The following is a 19308-nucleotide window of genomic DNA, read 5'->3' on the forward strand; positions in this document are numbered from 1 at the left end:
TGACGACGTGGGGGGTGGGACCGAGTCCCACCCCCCACGGTCGTGCCCCGACGCGATCGTGCGCGCGTCGACGCCTCGAGGCTCGTGCGTCTACTAGAGTCGTCTGGCGGATCTAGGTCGATCCGACAGCACGACACGGCAAGTGTGGAAGGAAAGACCGATGGTCCGATATCTCGGACGAAGACTGCTGCAGCTGATCCCTGTGTTCCTGGGAGCGACGCTGCTCATCTACGCGATGGTCTTCGCGATGCCCGGCGACCCGATCGCCGCGATGGGTGGTGACCGCGGCCTGTCTCCCGCCGTCGCTGAGCAGATCAGGGCGCAGTACAACCTCGACCAGCCGTTCATCGTGCAGTACCTGCTCTTCCTCAAGGGCATCTTCACGCTGGACTTCGGCAAGTCGTTCTCCGGGCAGCCCGTCATGGACGTCGTCGCCGGCGCCTACCCGGTCACGCTCAAGCTCGCCCTCATGGCGCTCGTCATCGAGACGGTCTTCGGTGTCCTGTTCGGCCTGATCGCAGGACTGCGCAAGGGCAAGTTCTTCGATGCCTCGCTGCTCGTCGTCAGCCTCATCGTGATCGCCGCGCCGACCTTCGTCATCGGCTTCCTGCTCCAGTTCTTCGTCGGCGTGAAATGGCAGCTCCTGCCCGCGACCGTCGGTGCCGACTACTCGGTCAAGGCGCTCCTCATGCCCGCGATCGTGCTCGGTGCCGTGTCCTTCGCCTACGTCCTGCGCCTGACGCGGACGTCCGTCGCGGAGAACCTCACCGCCGACCACGTCCGGACAGCGACCGCCAAGGGCCTGTCCCGCGGCCGCGTCGTCAACGTCCACGTCCTGCGCAACTCGCTGATCCCCGTGGTGACCTACCTCGGTGCGGACCTCGGTGCGCTCATGGGTGGTGCGATCGTCACGGAGAGCATCTTCAACATCCACGGCGTCGGCGGGACGCTCTACCACGCCATCATCAAGGGCGAGCCCTCTACCGTCGTCAGCTTTGTGACGATCCTCGTGATCGTCTACATCGTGGGCAACCTGATCGTGGACCTGCTGTACGCGGTCCTGGACCCGAGGATCCGATATGCCTGAGCAGAACATGACCTCTCCGCGTCCGGGCCAGGCCCATTTCGTCGCCGACGCCGCGCTGACCCCCCTCGCGGTCGTCGACAAGGTCGACGAGACGGAGGCGCCCTCGAGCCTGTGGCGTGACGCGTGGAACGACCTGCGCCGCCGCCCGCTCTTCTGGGTCTCCGCGGCGCTGATCGTCCTCGTCGCGCTCGTCGCGTTCGTCCCGGGTCTGTTCACGCGGAACGACCCGTTCTACTGCGACCTCTCGAAGTCGCTCGCCGACCCGGCTCCCGGCTACCCGTTCGGCTTCGACCGGCAGGGCTGCGACGTCTACTCCCGCGTCATCTACGGGGCCCGCGCCTCGGTGACGGTGGGCCTGGTCACGACCCTCGCCGTCGTCCTGCTGGGTGGCATCATCGGCGCGCTCGCCGGCTTCTACGGCGGCTGGCTCGACTCGCTCCTCGCGCGCCTGACGGACATCTTCTTCGCGATCCCGCTCGTGCTCGCCGCGATCGTCGTCGGCCAGGTCTTCACCGGCGGCGGCGTGTGGCGCGTCATCGCGGTCCTCGCAGTGTTCGGATGGCCGCAGGTCGCCCGCATCACGCGCGGCGCCGTCATGAGCGTCAAGAACAACGACTTCATCACCGCGGCCAAGTCCCTCGGTGTGTCGAAGTGGATGACCCTCATCCGGCACGTCGTGCCGAACGCGCTCGCGCCCGTCGTCGTCGTGGCGACCGTGTCGCTCGGCACGTTCATCGTCGCCGAGGCCACGCTCTCCTTCCTCGGTCTCGGCCTGCCGGGCTCCGTGCTGTCCTGGGGTGCGGAGATCTCCAAGGCTCAGGTCTCTCTGCGGACGCAGCCGTCGATCCTGTTCTACCCGTCGATGGCGCTGGCCCTGACGGTCCTGAGCTTCATCATGATGGGCGACGTCGTGCGCGACGCCCTCGACCCGAAGGCGCGCAAGCGATGAACGACACGACAGCGGCCAAGCCGCTCCTCGAGATCCGTGACCTGAGCATCGACTTCCAGACGCGCGGTGGCCCCGTCCACGCCGTCATCGGCGCCGACCTGACGATCTACCCCGGCCAGTCGGTCGCGATCGTCGGTGAGTCCGGTTCCGGCAAGTCCACCACCGCCCACGCGATCATCGACCTGCTCCCCGGGACCGGAAAGGTCACCGCCGGGTCCATCATGTTCGACGGCGTGGACGTCACCAAGGCGTCCAAGCGTGAGATCGTCGCGCTGCGCGGGAAGTCCATCGGTCTCGTGCCGCAGGACCCGATGTCCAACCTCAACCCGGTCTGGTCGATCGGTTTCCAGGTCAAGGAAGGTCTCCGCGCGAACGGTATCGACGTCAGCCGCGGCACCCAGCGCAAGCTCGCTCTCGGCCTCGCCGAGAGCGAGGGCCTGCAGCTCGCGGGCGGCGACCTGCTCCTGAGCCACGACGCGAAGCGCACGCTCATCTCGCTCCTCAAGGAGGAGCTCGCCTCGCGTCCCGAGGCCGAGCGTGAATCTGTGCTGGCTGAGGCAGACGCCCGGCTCGTGACGGGATCGACGACCCGCCTCGAGGCCGTCGTCGTGCTCGAGAGCCTCGGCATGCCGTCCGCCCCGACCGCCGTCGAGGGCCTCACGTCGGTCGCATCGAGCAAGGACCGCGTCGCGGGCCTGCTCGCCGAGGCCGGCCTGCCCGACGCCGAGCGTCGCGCCCGCCAGTACCCGCACGAGTTCTCGGGCGGCATGCGTCAGCGTGCGCTCATCGCGATCGGTCTCGCGGCTCGCCCGAAGCTGCTGATCGCGGACGAGCCCACCTCGGCGCTCGACGTGACCGTGCAGCGCAAGATCCTCGACCACCTGGGTCGCCTGACCTCGGAGCTCGGCACGGCCGTCCTCTTCATCACGCACGACCTCGGCCTCGCCGCGGAGCGTGCTGAGCACCTCGTCGTCATGTACCGCGGCCGGGTCGTGGAGTCGGGCCCGTCCCGCGAGATCCTCGCGAACCCGCAGCACGCGTACACGAAGCGCCTCGTCGCGGCGGCACCGTCGCTCGCCTCGCGCCGCATCCAGAGCGCCAAGGCTGCGGGCGTCGAGGTCAAGGAGCTCCTCGCCCAGACCGGCGGCGACGGCGTCTCCACCGAGCGTGACGACGTCGTCGTCGTGGAGAACCTCACGAAGGTGTTCCACATCCGCGGCGCCGCCAAGGGTGCGCGTGACTTCAAGGCCGTCGACGACGTGTCGTTCTCGCTCAAGCGGGGGACGACGGTCGCGCTCGTCGGCGAGTCCGGCTCGGGCAAGTCCACGGTCGCGAACATGGTGCTCAACCTGCTCGACCCGACCGAGGGCAAGATCATCTTCGACGGCGTCGACATGTCGACCCTCGGACGCAAGGAGCTCTTCGCGTTCCGTCGCCGGGTGCAGCCGATCTTCCAGAACCCGTACGGGTCGCTCGACCCGATGTACTCGATCTACCGCACGATCGAGGAGCCGCTGCGGGTGCACAAGGTCGGCACGCCCAAGGAGCGCGAGGCCCGCGTCCGCGAGCTGCTCGACCTCGTCGCGCTGCCCCAGTCGACGATGCGCCGCTTCCCGAACGAGCTCTCCGGCGGCCAGCGCCAGCGCATCGCGATCGCGCGTGCGCTCGCCCTGCAGCCTGAGGTCGTCGTGTGCGACGAGGCCGTCTCGGCGCTCGACGTGCTCGTCCAGGCGCAGATCCTCGAGCTCCTCAACGACCTGCAGAGCGAGCTCGGCCTGAGCTACCTGTTCATCACGCACGACCTCGCGGTCGTGCGGCAGATCGCGGACGAGGTCTGCGTCATGAAGCAGGGGCGCATCATCGAGCACGCCACGACCGACGAGGTGTTCGACTCGCCCCGCGAGGAGTACACCCGCGAGCTGCTCGGCGCCATCCCGGGCGCGAGCCTCCAGCTCGGCCCGGAGGCCCCGGAGGTCTGAGCCTGCGCTCGAGCACGAGATGGCACGAGGCCCGGTGGACACACGTCGGCCGGGCCTCGTGCCGTCTGCCGCACCGCGGTGCGGTGGCCCAGATCGAGCGGGAGAGCCGCTCACGTCACGGACGTCACAGAAGATCAGGTTGCGTTCGCGATAGGATGGACCGTTGCGTAGCGGAGATGCACGCACGCGATCTCATCCTCCACTGAAATGAGTACCTCTATGTCTGTGCGCTCTGACCTGCGCAACGTGGCCATCGTGGCTCACGTCGACCACGGGAAGACCACCCTCGTCGACGCGATGCTGCACCAGTCCGGTGCGTTCGGTGCCCACGCCCACGTCGACGAGCGCGCGATGGACTCCGGTGACCTCGAGCGTGAGAAGGGCATCACGATCCTCGCCAAGAACACGGCGGTCCGGTACACCGGTCCGTCCGCGGCGGCGCTCGGCGAGCCCGACGGCATCACGATCAATGTCATCGACACCCCCGGCCACGCCGACTTCGGTGGTGAGGTCGAGCGCGGCCTGTCGATGGTCGACGGCGTCGTGCTCCTCGTCGACGCGTCCGAGGGCCCGCTGCCCCAGACCCGCTTCGTGCTGCGCAAGGCGCTCGCCGCGAAGCTCCCGGTGATCATCGTCGTCAACAAGGTCGACCGTCCCGACTCGCGCATCTCCGAGGTCGTCGCCGAGGCGACCGACCTGCTGCTCGGTCTCGCGTCCGACCTCCACGAGGACGTCCCGGACCTCGACCTCGACGCGATCCTCGACGTCCCCGTCGTCTACGCCGCCGCGAAGGCTGGCCGCGCGGGGCTCGAGCAGCCCGCAGACGGCAGCCTCCCCGACAGCGAGAACCTCGAGCCGCTGTTCCGCACGATCCTCGAGAAGATCCCCGCGCCGACGTACGACGAGTCCGCCCCGCTGCAGGCGCACGTCACCAACCTCGACGCCTCGCCGTTTCTCGGCCGCCTCGCGCTCCTGCGCGTCTTCAACGGCACGATCCGCAAGGGGCAGACGGTCGCGTGGGCTCGCCACGACGGCACGCTCCAGAACGTGCGCATCACCGAGCTCCTCGAGACGAAGGCGCTCGACCGTGTCCCGACCGAGCAGGCCGGTCCTGGCGACATCGTCGCCGTCGCGGGCATCGCCGACATCACGATCGGTGAGACCCTCACGGACCCGGACGACCCGCGCCCGCTGCCGCTCATCACGGTCGACGACCCGGCCATCTCGATGACGATCGGTATCAACACCTCCCCGCTCGCGGGCAAGGGCGGCAAGGGCCACAAGGTCACCGCGCGCCAGGTCAAGGACCGTCTCGACACCGAGCTCATCGGTAACGTGTCGCTGCGCGTCCTGCCGACCGAGCGTCCGGACGCCTGGGAGGTCCAGGGTCGTGGCGAGCTCGCGCTCGCGATCCTCGTCGAGCAGATGCGTCGTGAGGGCTTCGAGCTCACCGTCGGCAAGCCGCAGGTCGTCACGAAGCTCATCGACGGCAAGCGGAACGAGCCGATGGAGCGCATGACGATCGACGTCCCCGAGGAGTACCTCGGCGCCGTCACGCAGCTGCTCGCGCAGCGCAAGGGCCGCATGGAGACGATGTCGAACCACGGCACCGGCTGGGTCCGCATGGAGTTCGTCGTCCCGGCCCGCGGTCTCATCGGCTTCCGTACGCGGTTCCTCACGGAGACGCGCGGCACCGGCATCGCGTCCTCGCTCGCCGACGGCTACGAGCCGTGGGCCGGCCCGATCGAGACCCGCGTGACGGGCTCGCTCGTCGCCGACCGCGCCGGCAAGGTGACGCCGTTCGCGATGATCAACCTGCAGGAGCGCGGCTCCTTCTTCGTCGACCCCACGCAGGAGGTCTACGAAGGCATGATCGTCGGCGAGAACTCGCGCAACGAGGACATGGACGTCAACATCACCAAGGAGAAGAAGCTGACGAACATGCGGTCCTCGACCGCAGACAACTTCGAGAACCTTGTGCCGCCGCGTCACCTCACGCTCGAAGAGTCCCTCGAGTTCGCCCGCGAGGACGAGTGCGTCGAGGTCACCCCGGAGTTCGTGCGCATCCGCAAGGTCATCCTCGACCAGACGGAGCGTGGCCGCGCGGCCTCGCGCAACAAGAAGAGCTGAGAACAGCCCGTCGACGACGGGCACCGTGCGACCTCCGGCCCTCTTGAGGGCCGGAGGTCGCGTGCTACGCGCCGCGAGGCGCTGAGGAGGAGACGTGCGGCTGCTCGCGGTGCACGCGCACCCTGACGACGAGACCCTCTCGAACGGCGCCCTCCTGGCGGCATGGTCCCGAGCGGGTCGTCCCGTCACGCTCGTGACCTGCACGCGCGGGGAGCGTGGCGAGGTCATCGGGACGCCGCTCGCGCACCTCGAGGGCGACGGACCTGCGCTCGCTGCGCACCGCGAGCAGGAGATCGCGGCAGCGCTCGCCGTCCTGGGCGTCGAGGAGCACCACTTCCTCGACGCCCTCGCCCCGGGCGAGGGCGCCAGGTACGAGGACTCGGGCATGGCGTGGGTCGGCGCGGTCGCCGGCACCGCCGGCCTGCCCGACGACGTCCCGCCGGGAGCGCTCGTCTCCGTCCCGCTCGACACGGCAGCCGCGCACCTCGCCGCGCTCGTCGTCGAGCAGCAGCCCGCGCTCGTCGTGACGTACGACGCCGGCGGGGGCTACGGCCACCCCGACCACGTCCGGGCCCACGAGATCACCGCGCGAGCGCTCGAGATCGCGACCCCGCGTCTCGCCGAGGCGGGCGCGGACGTGCCGCTGCTGCTGTGCCCGACCGTCCCGACCGACGCCCTGCGTGCCCAGCGGCGTGCGCTCGCCGACGAGGCGTGGGCGCGCGACCTCGCAGCAGCCGCGGGGCTCGTGGCCCCCGACCCCGACGCGGACCTGCCCGCGGTCGCGAGCGACGATCGCGACGTCGTGCTCGAGGTCGACGTACGTGCCGTCCTCGGTGCCGTCACCGGCGCGCTGCGCGCGCACGGGACCCAGGTGCAGGCGGTGACGCAGGCGCCCGACGGCGCGACGGTCCTCGGGGCGTACGCGCTCAGCAACGACGTCCTTGCAGCGATCCCCCCGACCGAGGGCTATGCGCTCCTTGCGGGTGACCGGAGCGCGCTCGGGCGCGTCCTGGCCGGTGCGGCCGTCCCCGGCGTGCGCGCGGTAGCGTGACGGACATGACCAGGAAGCCCGAACCGACCAGCCCGGCGGTGCCCGCCGTCCCCCTGTTCGCGCCGGGGGCCCTCACCGCGTGGGCCGTGTGCTTCGTGCTCGGTGCGATCGTCGGGCTCGTGGGCACGATCGCCCACCGCAGCGTGCCGCCGTGGGGCGTCGTCGCCGCGCTCGTGACCCTGCTCGCGGTCTGCACGGTCGCCCGGGCGGCGGCGGGCGCGGGCTCGCTCCTCGCGGCTGGCGCCGGGTGGATGATCGCCGTCCAGCTGCTTTCGGCAGGAGGTCCGGGCGGCGACGTCCTCGTGCCGGCCGCGACGATCGGCTACGTCTGGGTCTACGGCGGTCTCGCCGCCGTCCTCGCCCCGCTGCTCGCCCCCCGGAGATGGTTCGCGGAGGTCCCGTGGCGAGATCGCGACGCACAGCAAGACGCGTGAGGAACGGGCGCCGCGCGCCCTTACGATGTAACACGTCCGTCGGTACCTGCGGGGAGCCAGGAGTCGCGCCGCGGACGTTCTAGCAGATAGTGGGGCGCGTGTGATGGCGAAGAGCGACGAGACGACCAGGCCGGAGGCGTCCCCGCTGGACGGGTTCGAGCCGGAGGAGCCCCGCCGCAGCCGCACCCCCAAGGTCCTCATGTGGACGGGCATCGGTCTGGTCGTGCTCGTCGGCCTGTACGTCGCCGGCCAGTGGGCCGTCGCGGACAAGGTCCCGCGTGGCACGACCGTCGCTGGCGTCGAGATCGGCGGCAAGAGCGCGGACGATGCGACCGCGGCCCTCGAAGCCGGGTTCGCGGAACGCCTGACCGCGCCCATCCCCGTCGAGGCGGGGGGCAACGCCGCGGAGATCGACCCGGAGAGTGCGGGTCTCGGGCTCGACGCGGCGGGCACGGTCGACGGCCTCGTCGGGTTCGGGCTGTCGCCCGCGCACCTGTGGCACACCCTCGTCGGTGGCGACGACGTGACGCCGCGCACCACGGTCGACGACGCTGCGCTCGACGCCGAGCTCACGGCGGCAGCCGAGGCGCTCCGCGTCGAGCCCGTCGACGGTGCGGTCGTCTTCGCGGACGGCCAGGTCTCGGCGACCCCAGCCGCGTCGGGCTCCGACGTCGACGTCGAGGCTGCGCGCGAGGTTCTCGTGACGGGCTGGCTCACGGCCGACGGCCCCCTGGCCCTCCCCGTCGTCACGAGCGAGCCGACGGTCACGCAGGAGGAGACGGACGCCGCTCTCGCCCTCGGCCGCAGCCTCGTCTCCGCGCCCGTGCGCGTCGAGGTTGCCGGGCAGCAGGCCGAGCTGCCGATCTCCGTGCTCGCGTCCTCCGCAAGCTTCGTCCCTGCCGACGGCAACCTTCAGCTGCAGCTCGACAAGGACCTCGTCGCCGAGGCGGTGATCGACCGGACGACGGACCTCGAGAAGAAGGCCGCCGACGCGAAGTTCGTGTTCGTCAAGGGCAAGCCTGTGATCGAGGGCGGTGACTCCGGCCTCGGCCTCGACCGCGAGGGCCTCGCTGCCGCCGTCCTGACGGCGGCCACGACAGGAGGCGACCGCACGGCGCGCGTCGAGCTCGTCCCCGTCGACGCGCAGGAGAGCAAGGAGAAGCTCGAGGCGCTCGGCATCAAGGAGGTCGTCGCGAAGTTCTCGACCCCGCTCGGGGTGAGCTCCGCGGCGCGCATCCACAACCTCAAGCTCGGCGCCGAGCGCGTCACGGGCCAGCTCGTCCTCCCGGGCGAGACCTGGTCGCTCACCGAGACGCTCAGCCCGATCACGGCCGAGGGCGGCTACCAGGCCGCAGGCATCGTCAACAACGGGCAGCTGACCGAGGGTGTCGGGGGAGGCCTGTCGCAGATGGCGACCACGACGTACAACGTCGGGTACCTGCTCGGCCTCGAGGACGTCGAGCACCGCCCGCACAGCTACTACTTCTCCCGGTACCCGGAAGGGCGCGAGGCGACGATCTACGTCGGGTCGATCGACATGCGCTTCAAGAACGACACGCCCTACGGCATCTTGCTGCAGGCCTACGTCAAGGACGGTCAGGTCACCGTCCGTGCGTGGAGCACGCCGCACTACCGGGTCGAGTCGACGACGACACCCCGTAGCGGCGTCGTGAGCCCGACGACGAAGTACTCGACGTCGCCCGGCTGCATCGCGCAGGGCGCCGGGAGCCCCGGGTTCACCGTGACGGTCACGCGCAAGGTGTACCTCGGGGACGAGCTGGTCAAGGACGAGCCGCGCACGTGGCGCTACAACCCGCAGAACGCGGTCGTGTGCGGCAAGGCGCCCTCGGACAAGAAAAAGGACTGAGGGCGCGCGAGGCTAGACTCTGCGCGACCCACGAACTGGAGGACGTTCATGCTCGGACGGAGCGAACGGGAGTCGGCTGCGCACGTGCTCGCCGCGGCACGGATCGGTGGCTGGGACGTCCCGCACAACCGCGACGAGCTGAGCGACGTCCTCGACCTCGGGGCGATGACTGCCGCCCTCGCGACCGTCGGCCGGATCAGCGACCTGCGGGCGATCATGCACATCGGGCACCCGGCGCAACCGGACCACGGGCTCGAGCGCGCGCTCCTCGCGGCTGCCCCCGAGCTGCGCGTGACGTCGGCGGTCGCGGTCACCCCGGAGTGGGTGTGGGTGAGCCGGGCCGCGGAGGTGAGCGACCACGTCGTCGTCGACGAGGCGGCCATGCGCGACTGCCGGCACGTCGTCCGGTCGATGGGCGCGAGCCCGCACCTCGTGCCGACGCGCACCCCGCTCGAGGAGCGCGTCGCTCTCGCCGGGGAGGCGGGGTCGATCGTCGTCGAACGGTCGGTCGCCGAGCGCGCCCTGATCCCCGCGGGCTTCCACGAGGTGCCCGGGTCTGAGCGCCTCGCCGAGCTGCCCCCGCTCTGGTTCGGGCTCGTCGAGCCGGTCAGCACGCCCGTCGACTTCACCGAGCCGGCGCAGGTGTGGCTCGCGTTCGGTCCGCGGGACGACCACCGCGGCTCCCTGCAGTCGACGCTCGGCCTGATCGCCGAGGCCGGGTTCGACCTCGACCACCTGCGTTCGCAGCAGTCCGTCGCAGGCCCGCACCTCTTCCTCGCGTCGTTCCGGTGCGACGGCTCCGCGGCGTTGCGGGGCCTGCGAGCCGCGCTCCAGGACCACGGCGTCGCGCACCGCGTGCTCGCGGTCATGGCAGGCAGCGACTTCGCGCCGGGTGCGGACGCGGTCGAGCCGCGCTGGGCGCGACCGCTGTGACCGTCGCGGCCTCCGCGACCGTGGCCACGGCGGCCGCTCGTCTCGCGTACCTCGGTCCGGAGGGCACGTTCACGCACGCTGCGGCGATCGCGCTCGGGGAGCGCGGGGCGCCCGTGCCCCTCGCGACGGTGACCGACGTGTACGAGGCCGTCGCGTCGGGCGCGGTGAGCACGGGGGTCGTGGCGATCGAGAGCTCGGTCGAGGGGTACGTCGTGCCGTCGCTCGACGCGATCGTCGCCGCGCGCGACGTCGTCGCCGTCGACGAGGTCACGCTCGACATCTCTTTCGACGCGCTGACCCGTCCGGGCGCGACCGACCTGACCGAGGTGACGGCACACCCGCACGGCCTCGCGCAGTGCGCTGCGTGGATCGCGGCGCGCGGCCTGCGGCCCGTCCCGGCGTCGTCGAACGCGGCCGCGTGCCGCGACGTCGAGCCGCACCAGGTCGCGCTCGGTCCGTCGCTGTGCGCCGAGCTGTACGGCCTGCAGACGCTCGCGTCGGCGGTGCAGGACTTCGCGGGAGGGCGTACCCGCTTCCTCGCGCTCACGCGCCGCGACGTCGCACGCGCCGAGCTCGCGGCAGCACGCGCCTCGGGCGCGGTGGCCGGGTGGCGGACGATGCTCGCGATCACCCCGCACGTCACCGGGCCGGGCGTCCTCGCCCGCATCACGGCGGCGTTCGGCGAGCGTGGCGTCAACATGTCGAGCCTCATCACGCGACCGCTCAAGGCGCAGGAGGGCACGTACGTGTTCGTCGTGACGCTCGACGGCGCGCCGTGGGAGCCGCACGTCCGCACCCTGCTCGAGCAGCTCCTCGAGGCGGGGGACTCGCTCAAGACGCTCGGCGTCTTCCCGGACCGTACGTCGTCGGACGCGGGCTTCGACGACTCGCGCGTGCCCGCGGCGTCGGTCCAGCGCGGGGCGTCCGCTGCGGACGCGGACCGGGGGCTGCTGTGGTGACCGGCCCGGCGCGGCGTGTCGGCGTCGTCTCCCTCGGGCTCATCGGCGGCTCGGTCGCCCGACGGCTCGTCACGCAGGGCCTCGAGGTGCACGCCTGGAACCCGAGCGCGCCTGCGCTCGAGGCGGCGGAGCGCGACGGCGTCGTGCCGCACGCGTCGATCGAGTCCCTGTGCGCCGCCGAGCCGGACGTCCTGCTGCTCGCGCCGCCGCTGCGCGCGATGGCTGACGTGATCGGCGAGGTCGCCGCGCACGTGCGCGGCGCGACGGTCGTCACGGACGCGGGCAGCGTCAAGGTCGCGGTCGTCGACGCCGTGCGCGCGGCGGGCCTGTCCTCGCGCTTCGTGGGCGCGCACCCGATGGCCGGCACCGAGCAGGCGGGCTACGCGGCGTCGGACCCGAGCCTTCTCGACGGGGCGCGCTGGGCGCTCACGATCGAGCCCGACACGGACCGAGACGCGTTCCTGCGCGTCGCCGCGCTCGTCACGGGACCGCTCGGGGGCGTCGCGCGCGTCGCCACGCCCGCGGTGCACGACGCCGCGGTCGCGCTCGTGAGCCACGTCCCGCACGTCCTCGCGACCGAGCTCCTCGGCCTCGTCGGGAGCGCCGACGTGCGCGACCTCGCGCTCGCCCTCGCCGCGGGCTCGTTCCGCGACGGCACGCGCGTCGCGGGGACGCATCCGCGCCGCACGGAGGCGATGGTCGTCGACAACGCGGGAGGCGTCGTGCCCGTCCTGCGGCGCGCGGTCGCCGACCTCACGGCCCTGGCCGACGCCCTCGAGGAGGGCGAGCCGGTGAGCGGGTTCTTCGACGCGGCCGCCGAGGTGCGCTCCGGGGCGCGGGTCGCAGCCCCCGAGGACCCTGCCACGGTGGTCACGCTGGACGGCGACGGCTGGCGCGAGCGTCTGCTCGGCGAGACCCGGACCGGGCTCGTCGTCGGCGCGGACACGGCCGCCGCGACCCTGCGGGTCACGTACCCGCCTGCCTGACCACCACGACGCGATCGCCCGGGCCAGGAGCGAAGCGCCTCGCGGCCTGACGGCGCCTGCGCTCCGCTCCTCGGACGCTCAGTCGCCAGACGCCGGAGCCGGACGCGCCTTCCGCACCGGAGCGGGCGGGATCGGCTTGCCGATCGCGATCGCGTCGCCCGGGACGTGGACGTCCCCGCGACGGGTCCGCAGCACGAGACCCGACCCGTCGTTGGTGACGACGTCACCGAGGACGTCGGTGTAGGGGTGGTCGGGGTCGTCGATCCGGCGGCGGACCATGACCCGGGTACCCGGCGTCCACGCCCGCCAGGGCGCGGGCTCTGCGGTGCTCACGAGGCGTCCGCGGGGTCGCTCGTCGCGGACCTTGCCGCGTCGTCGTCCTGCGTGCGGGGCCGGTCCGTCCAGGCGGACCACTCGGGGGCGCGCGTCACGACACGGCCGACGACGGCGATCGCCGGCGGCTGCACGCCTGCCTCGGCGATGCGTGCCGCGATCGTCGCGAGCGTGCCGACCGTCGTCCGCTGCCGCGGCCCGAACCCGTCCTCGATCACCGCGACAGGAGTGTCGGCGTCGCGTCCGCGCTCCATGAGCTCGGCGCACGTCGTGCCGAGCCGGCGCACGCCCATGAGCAGGACGAGCGTGTGGTCGGTCGCCTCGGGGACGCGTCCGACGTCGGCGTGCCCGGTGAGGACGGTGAACCCGCGCGAGAGGCTGCGGTGCGTCAGCGGGATGCCCGCGACGGCGGGGACGGAGATCGCGCTCGTGACGCCCGGGACCACCTCGACCTCGAGGCCGGCCGCGACGCACGCGTCGAGCTCCTCGCCGCCGCGGCCGAACACGTACGGGTCGCCTCCCTTGAGGCGGACGACACGCTTGCCGGCGAGCCCGTGCCGCACGAGCGTCGCGTTGATCTCCTCCTGCGGCACGGGGTGGAACCCGGAGGACTTGCCGACGTCGACGACCTCGACGTGCGCGGGCAGGTCCGCGAGGACGCCCTGCGGGGCGAGCCTGTCGATCACGACGACGTCCGCGCTCGCGAGCAGCTCGCGTGCCCGCACGGTCAGGAGGCCGTCGTCGCCGGGACCGCCGCCGACGAGGGCGACGGTGCCGCGCGGCGCGTCCCCGCTGGTCGTCGTCCTGCCCGACGGGTGGACGGACTGAGCGGGCGGCGCCCCGTCCCCGCCGCGCCGTTCGACGCCGTCGGGCGCGTGCTCCCGCGCGACCTGTGCGCGCAGGTCCGCGGCGACGTGGTCGCGCAGCGCGACGGCGCGGCGCGGGTCGCCGCCTGCGTTGACCGCGACGAGCACGTCGTCGACCCGCGCGACCGCGGGCGTCCATGCGCTCGAACGGTCGCGGTCGGACGCCCGCACCGCCCAGACGCGCTGCCACTCGGCGTCGTCGCACACCTGGTCGTCGACGGCTGCGACACCCGTCGCCGCGTGCACGAGCCAGGCGCCGTCCAGGTCTCCCGTGAGGTAGTCGCGGGCGATCCACGTGAGGCGGCCGTCCCGGGCCGCCGCCACGACCTCGGGGCACGCGACCGGCGCGACGACCACGACCTGAGCCCCCGCCTCGACGAGCGAGCGCGCGCGGCGCGCACCGACGGGCCCGGCGCCGACGACGACGCAGCGGCGCCCGGCGACGCGGAGCGTGAGCGGGTACGACGGGTCGGTCCCGGTGGTCTCGGGTGCGGGGGCCGAGGTGCTCATGGGCGGCTCAGATCGTGTATTGGACGGGCCGGTCGCCCGGGAAGCGGGCGGCCGCGAGTGCGTCACCGACCATACCTGCCGCGAGCGTGAACCCGTCCTGCGGGTCGATCAGGAGGAACGCTCCTGTGCGCCGCGACGTCACGTACTCCTCGGCCGCGACGGGCGCCGCGAGGCGCAGCTGGACTCGCCCGATGTCGTTGAGCCCGAGCTCCTCGGCGGGCGCGAGCGCGGCGGCGTCGAGGTCGAGCCGCCCGACGACGTCGCGCACGACGGCCTGCACGACGCGCGTCGTGTGCTTGAGCAGGACGCGCGCGCCCGGGCGCAGCGGCCGGTCGGACAACCACGCGACGGTGCCGGTGACGTCCTGGACGGGCGTTGGTGCGTCCTCGGCCGCGACGATCATGTCGCCGCGCGCGACGTCGAGGTCGTGCGAGAGGCGGACCGTGACGGACTGCGGCGCGTACGCCTCGGCGAGCGAGCCGTCGGCGGTGTCGATGCCTTCGATCGTCGACCGTCGACCTGACGGCAGCACGACGACCTCGTCACCCACGCGCACGACGCCGCCTGCGACCTGGCCGGCGTACCCGCGGTAGTCCTCGTACCCGGCGGGTGCGGCGCTCTGCGGCCGGATGACGGTCTGGACGGGCAGCCGGAAGGGCTGCGTCTCGACGTCGTCCGCCGTCGGCAGGTCCTCGAGGAGCTCGAGGAGGCTCGGTCCGTCGTACCAGGGGGTGCGTGCCGAACGCTCGACGACGTTGTCACCGTCGAGCGCGCTCACCGGGACGGTGTGGACCGCGGGCACGCCGAGGTCGGCGGCCGCCGCACGGATCTGCGCCGCGAGCTCGTCGTAGCGGTCCTGCGCGAAGCCGACGAGGTCGATCTTGTTGACCGCGACGACGACGTGCGGGACGCGCAGGAGCGACGCGACCGCGAGGTGCCGGCGGGTCTGCTCGAGCAGGCCCTTGCGCGCGTCGACGAGCAGCACGACGACGTCAGCCGTCGACGCGCCCGTGACCGTGTTGCGTGTGTACTGCACGTGGCCCGGGCAGTCCGCGAGGATGAACGACCGCCGCGCGGTCGCGAAGTAGCGGTAGGCGACGTCGATCGTGATGCCCTGCTCGCGCTCGGCGCGCAGGCCGTCGGTGAGGAGGGCGAGGTCGGCGCCCTCGAGCCCGCGGTCGCGGCTGACTCGCTCGACGGCGTCGAGCTGGTCGGCGAGGACGGACTTCGAGTCGAACAGCAGACGGCCGACGAGGGTCGACTTGCCGTCGTCGACGGAGCCTGCGGTCGCGAGGCGCAGCAAGGTCCCGGTCGTGGTGGTGGCGCTCATGGCTGGTCTTCCTTCGTGCGGGCCGCGGTGGTCGTGGGGGAGGCGGCCATCAGAAGTAGCCCTCCTTCTTGCGGTCCTCCATGGCTGCCTCGGAGATCCGGTCGTCGGCACGGGTCGCGCCGCGCTCGGTGATGCGGGTCGCGGCGACCTCGGTGATGACGTCGGCGACGGTCGTGGCGCCGGACTCGACGGCGCCCGTGCAGGACATGTCACCGACGGTGCGGTAGCGCACGGTCAGGGTGCGGACGGACGCCGCCTCGGCGTCGGTCCGCGGCTGCGAGTAGGGGCCGACGGCGAGCAGCATCCCGTCGCGGTCGAACACCTCGCGCTCGTGGGCGTAGTAGAGGCCGGGCAGCGCGATGCCCTCGCGCTCGATGTAGCGCCACACGTCGAGCTCGGTCCAGTTGGACAGCGGGAAGGCGCGAACGTGCTCGCCCGGGCGGTGGCGACCGTTGTAGAGGTTCCACAGCTCGGGGCGCTGGTTGCGCGGGTCCCACTGGCCGAACTCGTCGCGCAGGGACAGCACGCGCTCCTTGGCGCGCGCCTTCTCCTCGTCGCGGCGCCCGCCGCCGAACACGACGTCGAACCGGTTGTCGGTGATCGCGTCGAGCAGCGGCTGCGTCTGCAGCGGGTTGCGGGTGCCGTCGGCGCGCTCGCGGAGGCGGCCGTCGTCGAGGTAGTCCTGCACGGCGGCGACGACGAGCCGCAGGCCGAGCCGCTCGACCTCGCCGTCGCGGTAGGCGAGCACCTCGGGGAAGTTGTGCCCGGTGTCGACGTGCACCACCGGGAACGGGACGGGCGCAGGCCAGAAGGCCTTCGTCGCGAGGTGCAGCATGACGACGGAGTCCTTGCCGCCGGAGAAGAGCAGCCCGGGGCGCTCGAACTCGGCGACGACCTCGCGGATGATGTGGATCGCCTCGGACTCGAGGAGGTCGAGGTGGCTGAGGCGCCGGGGCGCGGCGGTAGCCGCGGTCGGCGTGATGGTCGAGGCGGTCGACGTCATGTGTGGAGCCCGCATTCTGTCTTGTCGAGGCCGGCCCAGCGGCCGGAGCGAGGGTCGGCGCCGGGGGCCACCCGGCGGGTGCACGGCGCGCAGCCGATCGAGGGGTACCCGTCGTCGAGGAGCGGGTTGAGGAGCACGCCGTGGCGCGTGGCGTAGGCGAGCAGGTCGTCGAAGCTCCAGGCGGCGAGCGGGTTGATCTTCACGAGGCCGTTCTTGGAGTCCCACGCGACGAGCGGAGTGCCGGCGCGGGTGGGCGCCTCGTCGCGGCGCACGCCGGTGACCCAGGCCTCGTACCCGCCGAGGACGCGGCTGAGCGGGTCGACCTTGCGCAGCTGGCAGCACAGGGCCGGGTCGCGCTCGTACAGCCGGGGGCCGTGCGTCGCGTCCTGCTCCGCGACGGTCTGCTCCGGGAGGACGTCGACGATCGTGACCGGCATCCGCAGCTCGGCGGCGTCGCGCGTGCCGGAGGTCTCGGGGAAGTGGTAGCCGGTCTCGAGGAACAGCACGTCGACCCACGGTGCGTACGTCGCGACGAGGTGGGGGAGCACCGTGTCGGCCATCGAGCACGCGACGGCGAGCAGGTCGCCGAACTGCTCGCTGGCCCAGGCGGCGACCTCGTCGGCCCCGGCCTCGGCGCCCGACGGCGTCGTCAGGAGGGCGAGACCGTCGGTGACGACCTGTCGCAGCTCGTCGTCCGGACGGCGCGCGCGCCCGGCCTCGGCGCGGGCGAGACGTTCGGCTGCGTGCTGCTCGCGTGCGGCCCGGTGGGCGAGCGCGCGCTCGCGGCCCGCGGCGAGCGGGCTCGTCGGGGCGGTCACGCGAGGTCCTCGTCGTCGACGCGCAGCGCCCACTCAGAGAACGTCTCGTCGCCGACGTGCTGATCGTCGTAGCGGCGCACGACGCGCTCGACGTACGCCGCGACGTCGTCGGCTGCGACCTTGAGCCCGCGCACGGTCCGGCCGAGGCCCGCCTCGTCGCGCTCGTGCGCGCTCAGACCGCCGCCGAGGTGCACCTGGAAGCCCGGCACCTGGACGCCGTCGTCGGTCGTGACGAGCTGTCCCTTGAGGCCGATGTCAGCGACCTGGGTGCGGGCGCACGCGTTGGGGCAGCCGTTGATGTTGAGCGCGATCGGGGTGCGGCCGCCGCGGTCGAGACCCTGCTCGAGCTGCGTGACGACGTCGCGCGCGAGCGCCTTCGTCTCGACGATCGCGAGCTTGCAGTACTCGATGCCGGTGCAGGCGATCGTGCTGCGGCGGAACGGGCTCGGCTCGGCCTCGAGGCCGAGCTCGCGCAGGCCCGAGACGACCGCGGGGACCTCGTCCTTCGGGACGTCGAGCACGAGGAGCTTCTGGTGCGGGGTGAGGCGGACGCGGTGCGAGCCGTGGGCCTCGGCGAGGTCGGCGACCGAGACGAGCGTGGAGCCGGAGACGCGGCCGACGTAGGGGGCGGCACCGACGTAGAACCGGCCGTCCTTCTGCTCGTGCACCCCGACGTGGTCTCCGGAGCGGGGCGCGGGGGCGGGCGGGGGGCCGTCGGCGAGCGCGTACCCGAGGTACTCGGTCTCGAGGACCTCGCGGAAGCGGGCGGGCCCCCAGTCGGCGAGCAGGAACTTCAGGCGGGCCTTGTTCCGCAGCCGGCGGAAGCCGTAGTCGCGGAAGATCGACGTGACGCCGACCCACACGTCGGGGACCTGGTCCTCGCGGACGAACGCGCCGAGGCGCTCGGCGAGGCGTGGCTGCGCGCTGAGGCCGCCGCCGACCCACAGGTCGAACCCCGGTCCGAGCTCGGGGTGCACGACCCCGACGAGGCCGAGGTCGTTGATCTCGTGCAGGACGTCGAGGCTCGGGTGGCCGGTGATCGCCGTCTTGTACTTGCGGGGCAGGTTGGAGAACGTCGGGTCGCCGACGTAGCGGCGCACGACCTCGGTGATCGCCCACGTGGGGTCGATGATCTCGTCGGCGGCGACTCCCGCGACGGGGCTGCCGAGGACGACGCGCGGGACGTCGCCGCACGCCTCGGTCGTCTGGAGGCCGACGGCCTCGAGGCGTCGCCAGATCTCGGGGACGTCCTCGACGCGGACCCAGTGCAGCTGGATGTTGTGGCGGTCGGTGATGTCCGCGGTGTCGCGACCGAAGGCGACGGAGATCTCGCCGATGACGCGGAGCTGCTCGGTCGTCAGGGCGCCGCCGTCGACGCGGACGCGCAGCATGAAGTACTCGTCCTCGAGCTCGTGCGGCTCGAGCTGGGCGGTGCGTCCGCCGTCGATCCCGGGCTTGCGCTGGGTGTAGAGGCCCCACCAGCGGAAGCGGCCGTGGAGGTCCTCGCTCGGGATCGACGCGAAGCCTTCCTTGGCGTAGATCTCCTCGATGCGCGTGCGCACGTTGAGGCCGTCGTCGGCCTGCTTGAGGACCTCGTTCGCGTTGAGCGGCGTGGTGCCGTCGATCTTCCACTGGCCGTGGGGGCGGGCGCTGCGCGGTGGCCGTGCGGTGCCGGTCGGTGCTGCGGTTCTGGCGGGGGCCGGGCTGACCATCAAGTTCCTCGCGTCTCGGTGATGGCGTGGGCGTGCGCGTTCCGGTGCGGGGAGGAGTCTCCAGGCCGGTCGCGCACCTGGGCTCGTGCCGCCGGTGGGGCGGCCTCGTCAGGCGCGGGTCAACAACAGCGACACGTGCGCGGGCGGCCGGGCATGACGAGACGCGGGGTCGCCGTGGGGCGGGGGAGCGTCGTGTCGAGGCGGGCCATGGGGCCGAACGTAGGAGCCGTCTCACCCCTCGTCAACGTGGTCCGTATCGCGGGACAAGGTCGACTCTGGGGCGCTCGCGGGGTACGCCCGCCCTCAGGAATCGCCCTGTGAGACGCACGTGCGACGCGGCACGACGGGGCAGGTGACCGTC

General features: G+C 72.5%; 16 protein-coding genes. 10 read left to right on the forward strand and 6 right to left on the reverse strand.

What is annotated here, in order from left to right:
- Positions 1–160 precede the first annotated feature (160 nt).
- From AC4F3Q_RS02205 to AC4F3Q_RS02250, 10 genes are all read left to right on the forward strand, one after another.
- The gene (locus AC4F3Q_RS02205; RefSeq protein WP_168446110.1) at positions 161–1087 is read left to right on the forward strand and encodes an ABC transporter permease; all 927 of its coding nucleotides are present in this window, start codon (positions 161–163) and stop codon (positions 1085–1087) included.
- Positions 1080–2036 carry an ABC transporter permease gene (locus AC4F3Q_RS02210; protein WP_168446109.1) on the forward strand — a complete coding sequence of 319 codons (957 nt, stop codon included), beginning with the start codon at positions 1080–1082 and terminating at the stop codon, positions 2034–2036. Before AC4F3Q_RS02205 ends, AC4F3Q_RS02210 begins: the two co-directional genes overlap by 8 nt.
- Positions 2033–4015: a dipeptide ABC transporter ATP-binding protein gene (locus tag AC4F3Q_RS02215; protein WP_491038547.1), complete on the forward strand. Its 1983-nt coding sequence runs from the start codon at positions 2033–2035 to the stop codon at positions 4013–4015. Before AC4F3Q_RS02210 ends, AC4F3Q_RS02215 begins: the two co-directional genes overlap by 4 nt.
- 219 nt (positions 4016–4234) lie before the next feature.
- Positions 4235–6145: a translational GTPase TypA gene (typA, locus tag AC4F3Q_RS02220; RefSeq protein ID WP_491038548.1), complete on the forward strand. Its 1911-nt coding sequence runs from the start codon at positions 4235–4237 to the stop codon at positions 6143–6145.
- Positions 6146–6239: 94 nt separating this feature from the next.
- Positions 6240–7196 (forward strand): PIG-L family deacetylase, encoded by a 957-nt coding sequence (locus AC4F3Q_RS02225; RefSeq protein ID WP_491038549.1) that lies wholly within the window; start codon positions 6240–6242, stop codon positions 7194–7196.
- 5 nt (positions 7197–7201) lie between these two features.
- A complete protein-coding gene (locus AC4F3Q_RS02230; RefSeq protein ID WP_491038550.1) occupies positions 7202–7630 on the forward strand; it encodes a DUF6113 family protein in 429 nt (142 codons plus the stop codon).
- Between the two features lie 103 nt (positions 7631–7733).
- On the forward strand, positions 7734–9497 hold the full coding sequence (locus AC4F3Q_RS02235; protein WP_491038551.1) for a VanW family protein: 1764 nt from the start codon (positions 7734–7736) through the stop codon (positions 9495–9497).
- A gap of 48 nt (positions 9498–9545) precedes the next feature.
- The gene (locus AC4F3Q_RS02240; RefSeq protein ID WP_491038552.1) at positions 9546–10430 is read left to right on the forward strand and encodes a hypothetical protein; all 885 of its coding nucleotides are present in this window, start codon (positions 9546–9548) and stop codon (positions 10428–10430) included.
- The gene (locus AC4F3Q_RS02245; RefSeq protein ID WP_491038553.1) at positions 10427–11389 is read left to right on the forward strand and encodes a prephenate dehydratase; all 963 of its coding nucleotides are present in this window, start codon (positions 10427–10429) and stop codon (positions 11387–11389) included. The genes AC4F3Q_RS02240 and AC4F3Q_RS02245 overlap by 4 nt, the downstream gene beginning before the upstream one ends.
- Entirely contained in the window at positions 11386–12375 is a 990-nt protein-coding gene (locus AC4F3Q_RS02250) for a prephenate dehydrogenase (RefSeq protein ID WP_491038554.1), read from the forward strand. The genes AC4F3Q_RS02245 and AC4F3Q_RS02250 overlap by 4 nt, the downstream gene beginning before the upstream one ends.
- Positions 12376–12453: 78 nt before the next feature.
- On the opposite strand, the gene AC4F3Q_RS02255 is transcribed toward AC4F3Q_RS02250, so the two are convergent.
- Genes AC4F3Q_RS02255 through AC4F3Q_RS02280 form a run of 6 tightly spaced genes read right to left on the reverse strand, consistent with a single transcriptional unit; the run spans position 12454 to position 18947 of the window.
- The gene (locus tag AC4F3Q_RS02255; RefSeq protein ID WP_491038555.1) at positions 12454–12708 is read right to left on the reverse strand and encodes a putative acetyltransferase; all 255 of its coding nucleotides are present in this window, start codon (positions 12706–12708) and stop codon (positions 12454–12456) included.
- Complete coding sequence (gene cobA, locus AC4F3Q_RS02260) at positions 12705–14084, reverse strand: uroporphyrinogen-III C-methyltransferase (RefSeq protein ID WP_491038556.1); 1380 nt, start codon at positions 14082–14084, stop codon at positions 12705–12707. The genes AC4F3Q_RS02255 and cobA overlap by 4 nt, the downstream gene beginning before the upstream one ends.
- Before the next feature lie 7 nt (positions 14085–14091).
- Positions 14092–15414 carry a sulfate adenylyltransferase subunit 1 gene (locus AC4F3Q_RS02265; RefSeq protein ID WP_168446099.1) on the reverse strand — a complete coding sequence of 441 codons (1323 nt, stop codon included), beginning with the start codon at positions 15412–15414 and terminating at the stop codon, positions 14092–14094.
- Positions 15415–15463: 49 nt separating this feature from the next.
- Entirely contained in the window at positions 15464–16417 is a 954-nt protein-coding gene (gene cysD / locus AC4F3Q_RS02270; RefSeq protein WP_491038557.1) for a sulfate adenylyltransferase subunit CysD, read from the reverse strand.
- On the reverse strand, positions 16414–17235 hold the full coding sequence (locus AC4F3Q_RS02275; protein WP_491038558.1) for a phosphoadenylyl-sulfate reductase: 822 nt from the start codon (positions 17233–17235) through the stop codon (positions 16414–16416). The genes cysD and AC4F3Q_RS02275 overlap by 4 nt, the downstream gene beginning before the upstream one ends.
- A complete protein-coding gene (locus AC4F3Q_RS02280) occupies positions 17232–18947 on the reverse strand; it encodes a nitrite/sulfite reductase (RefSeq protein WP_491038559.1) in 1716 nt (571 codons plus the stop codon). The genes AC4F3Q_RS02275 and AC4F3Q_RS02280 overlap by 4 nt, the downstream gene beginning before the upstream one ends.
- Positions 18948–19308: the final 361 nt, after the last annotated feature.

Source organism: Flavimobilis sp. BM9 (genome assembly GCF_058313055.1).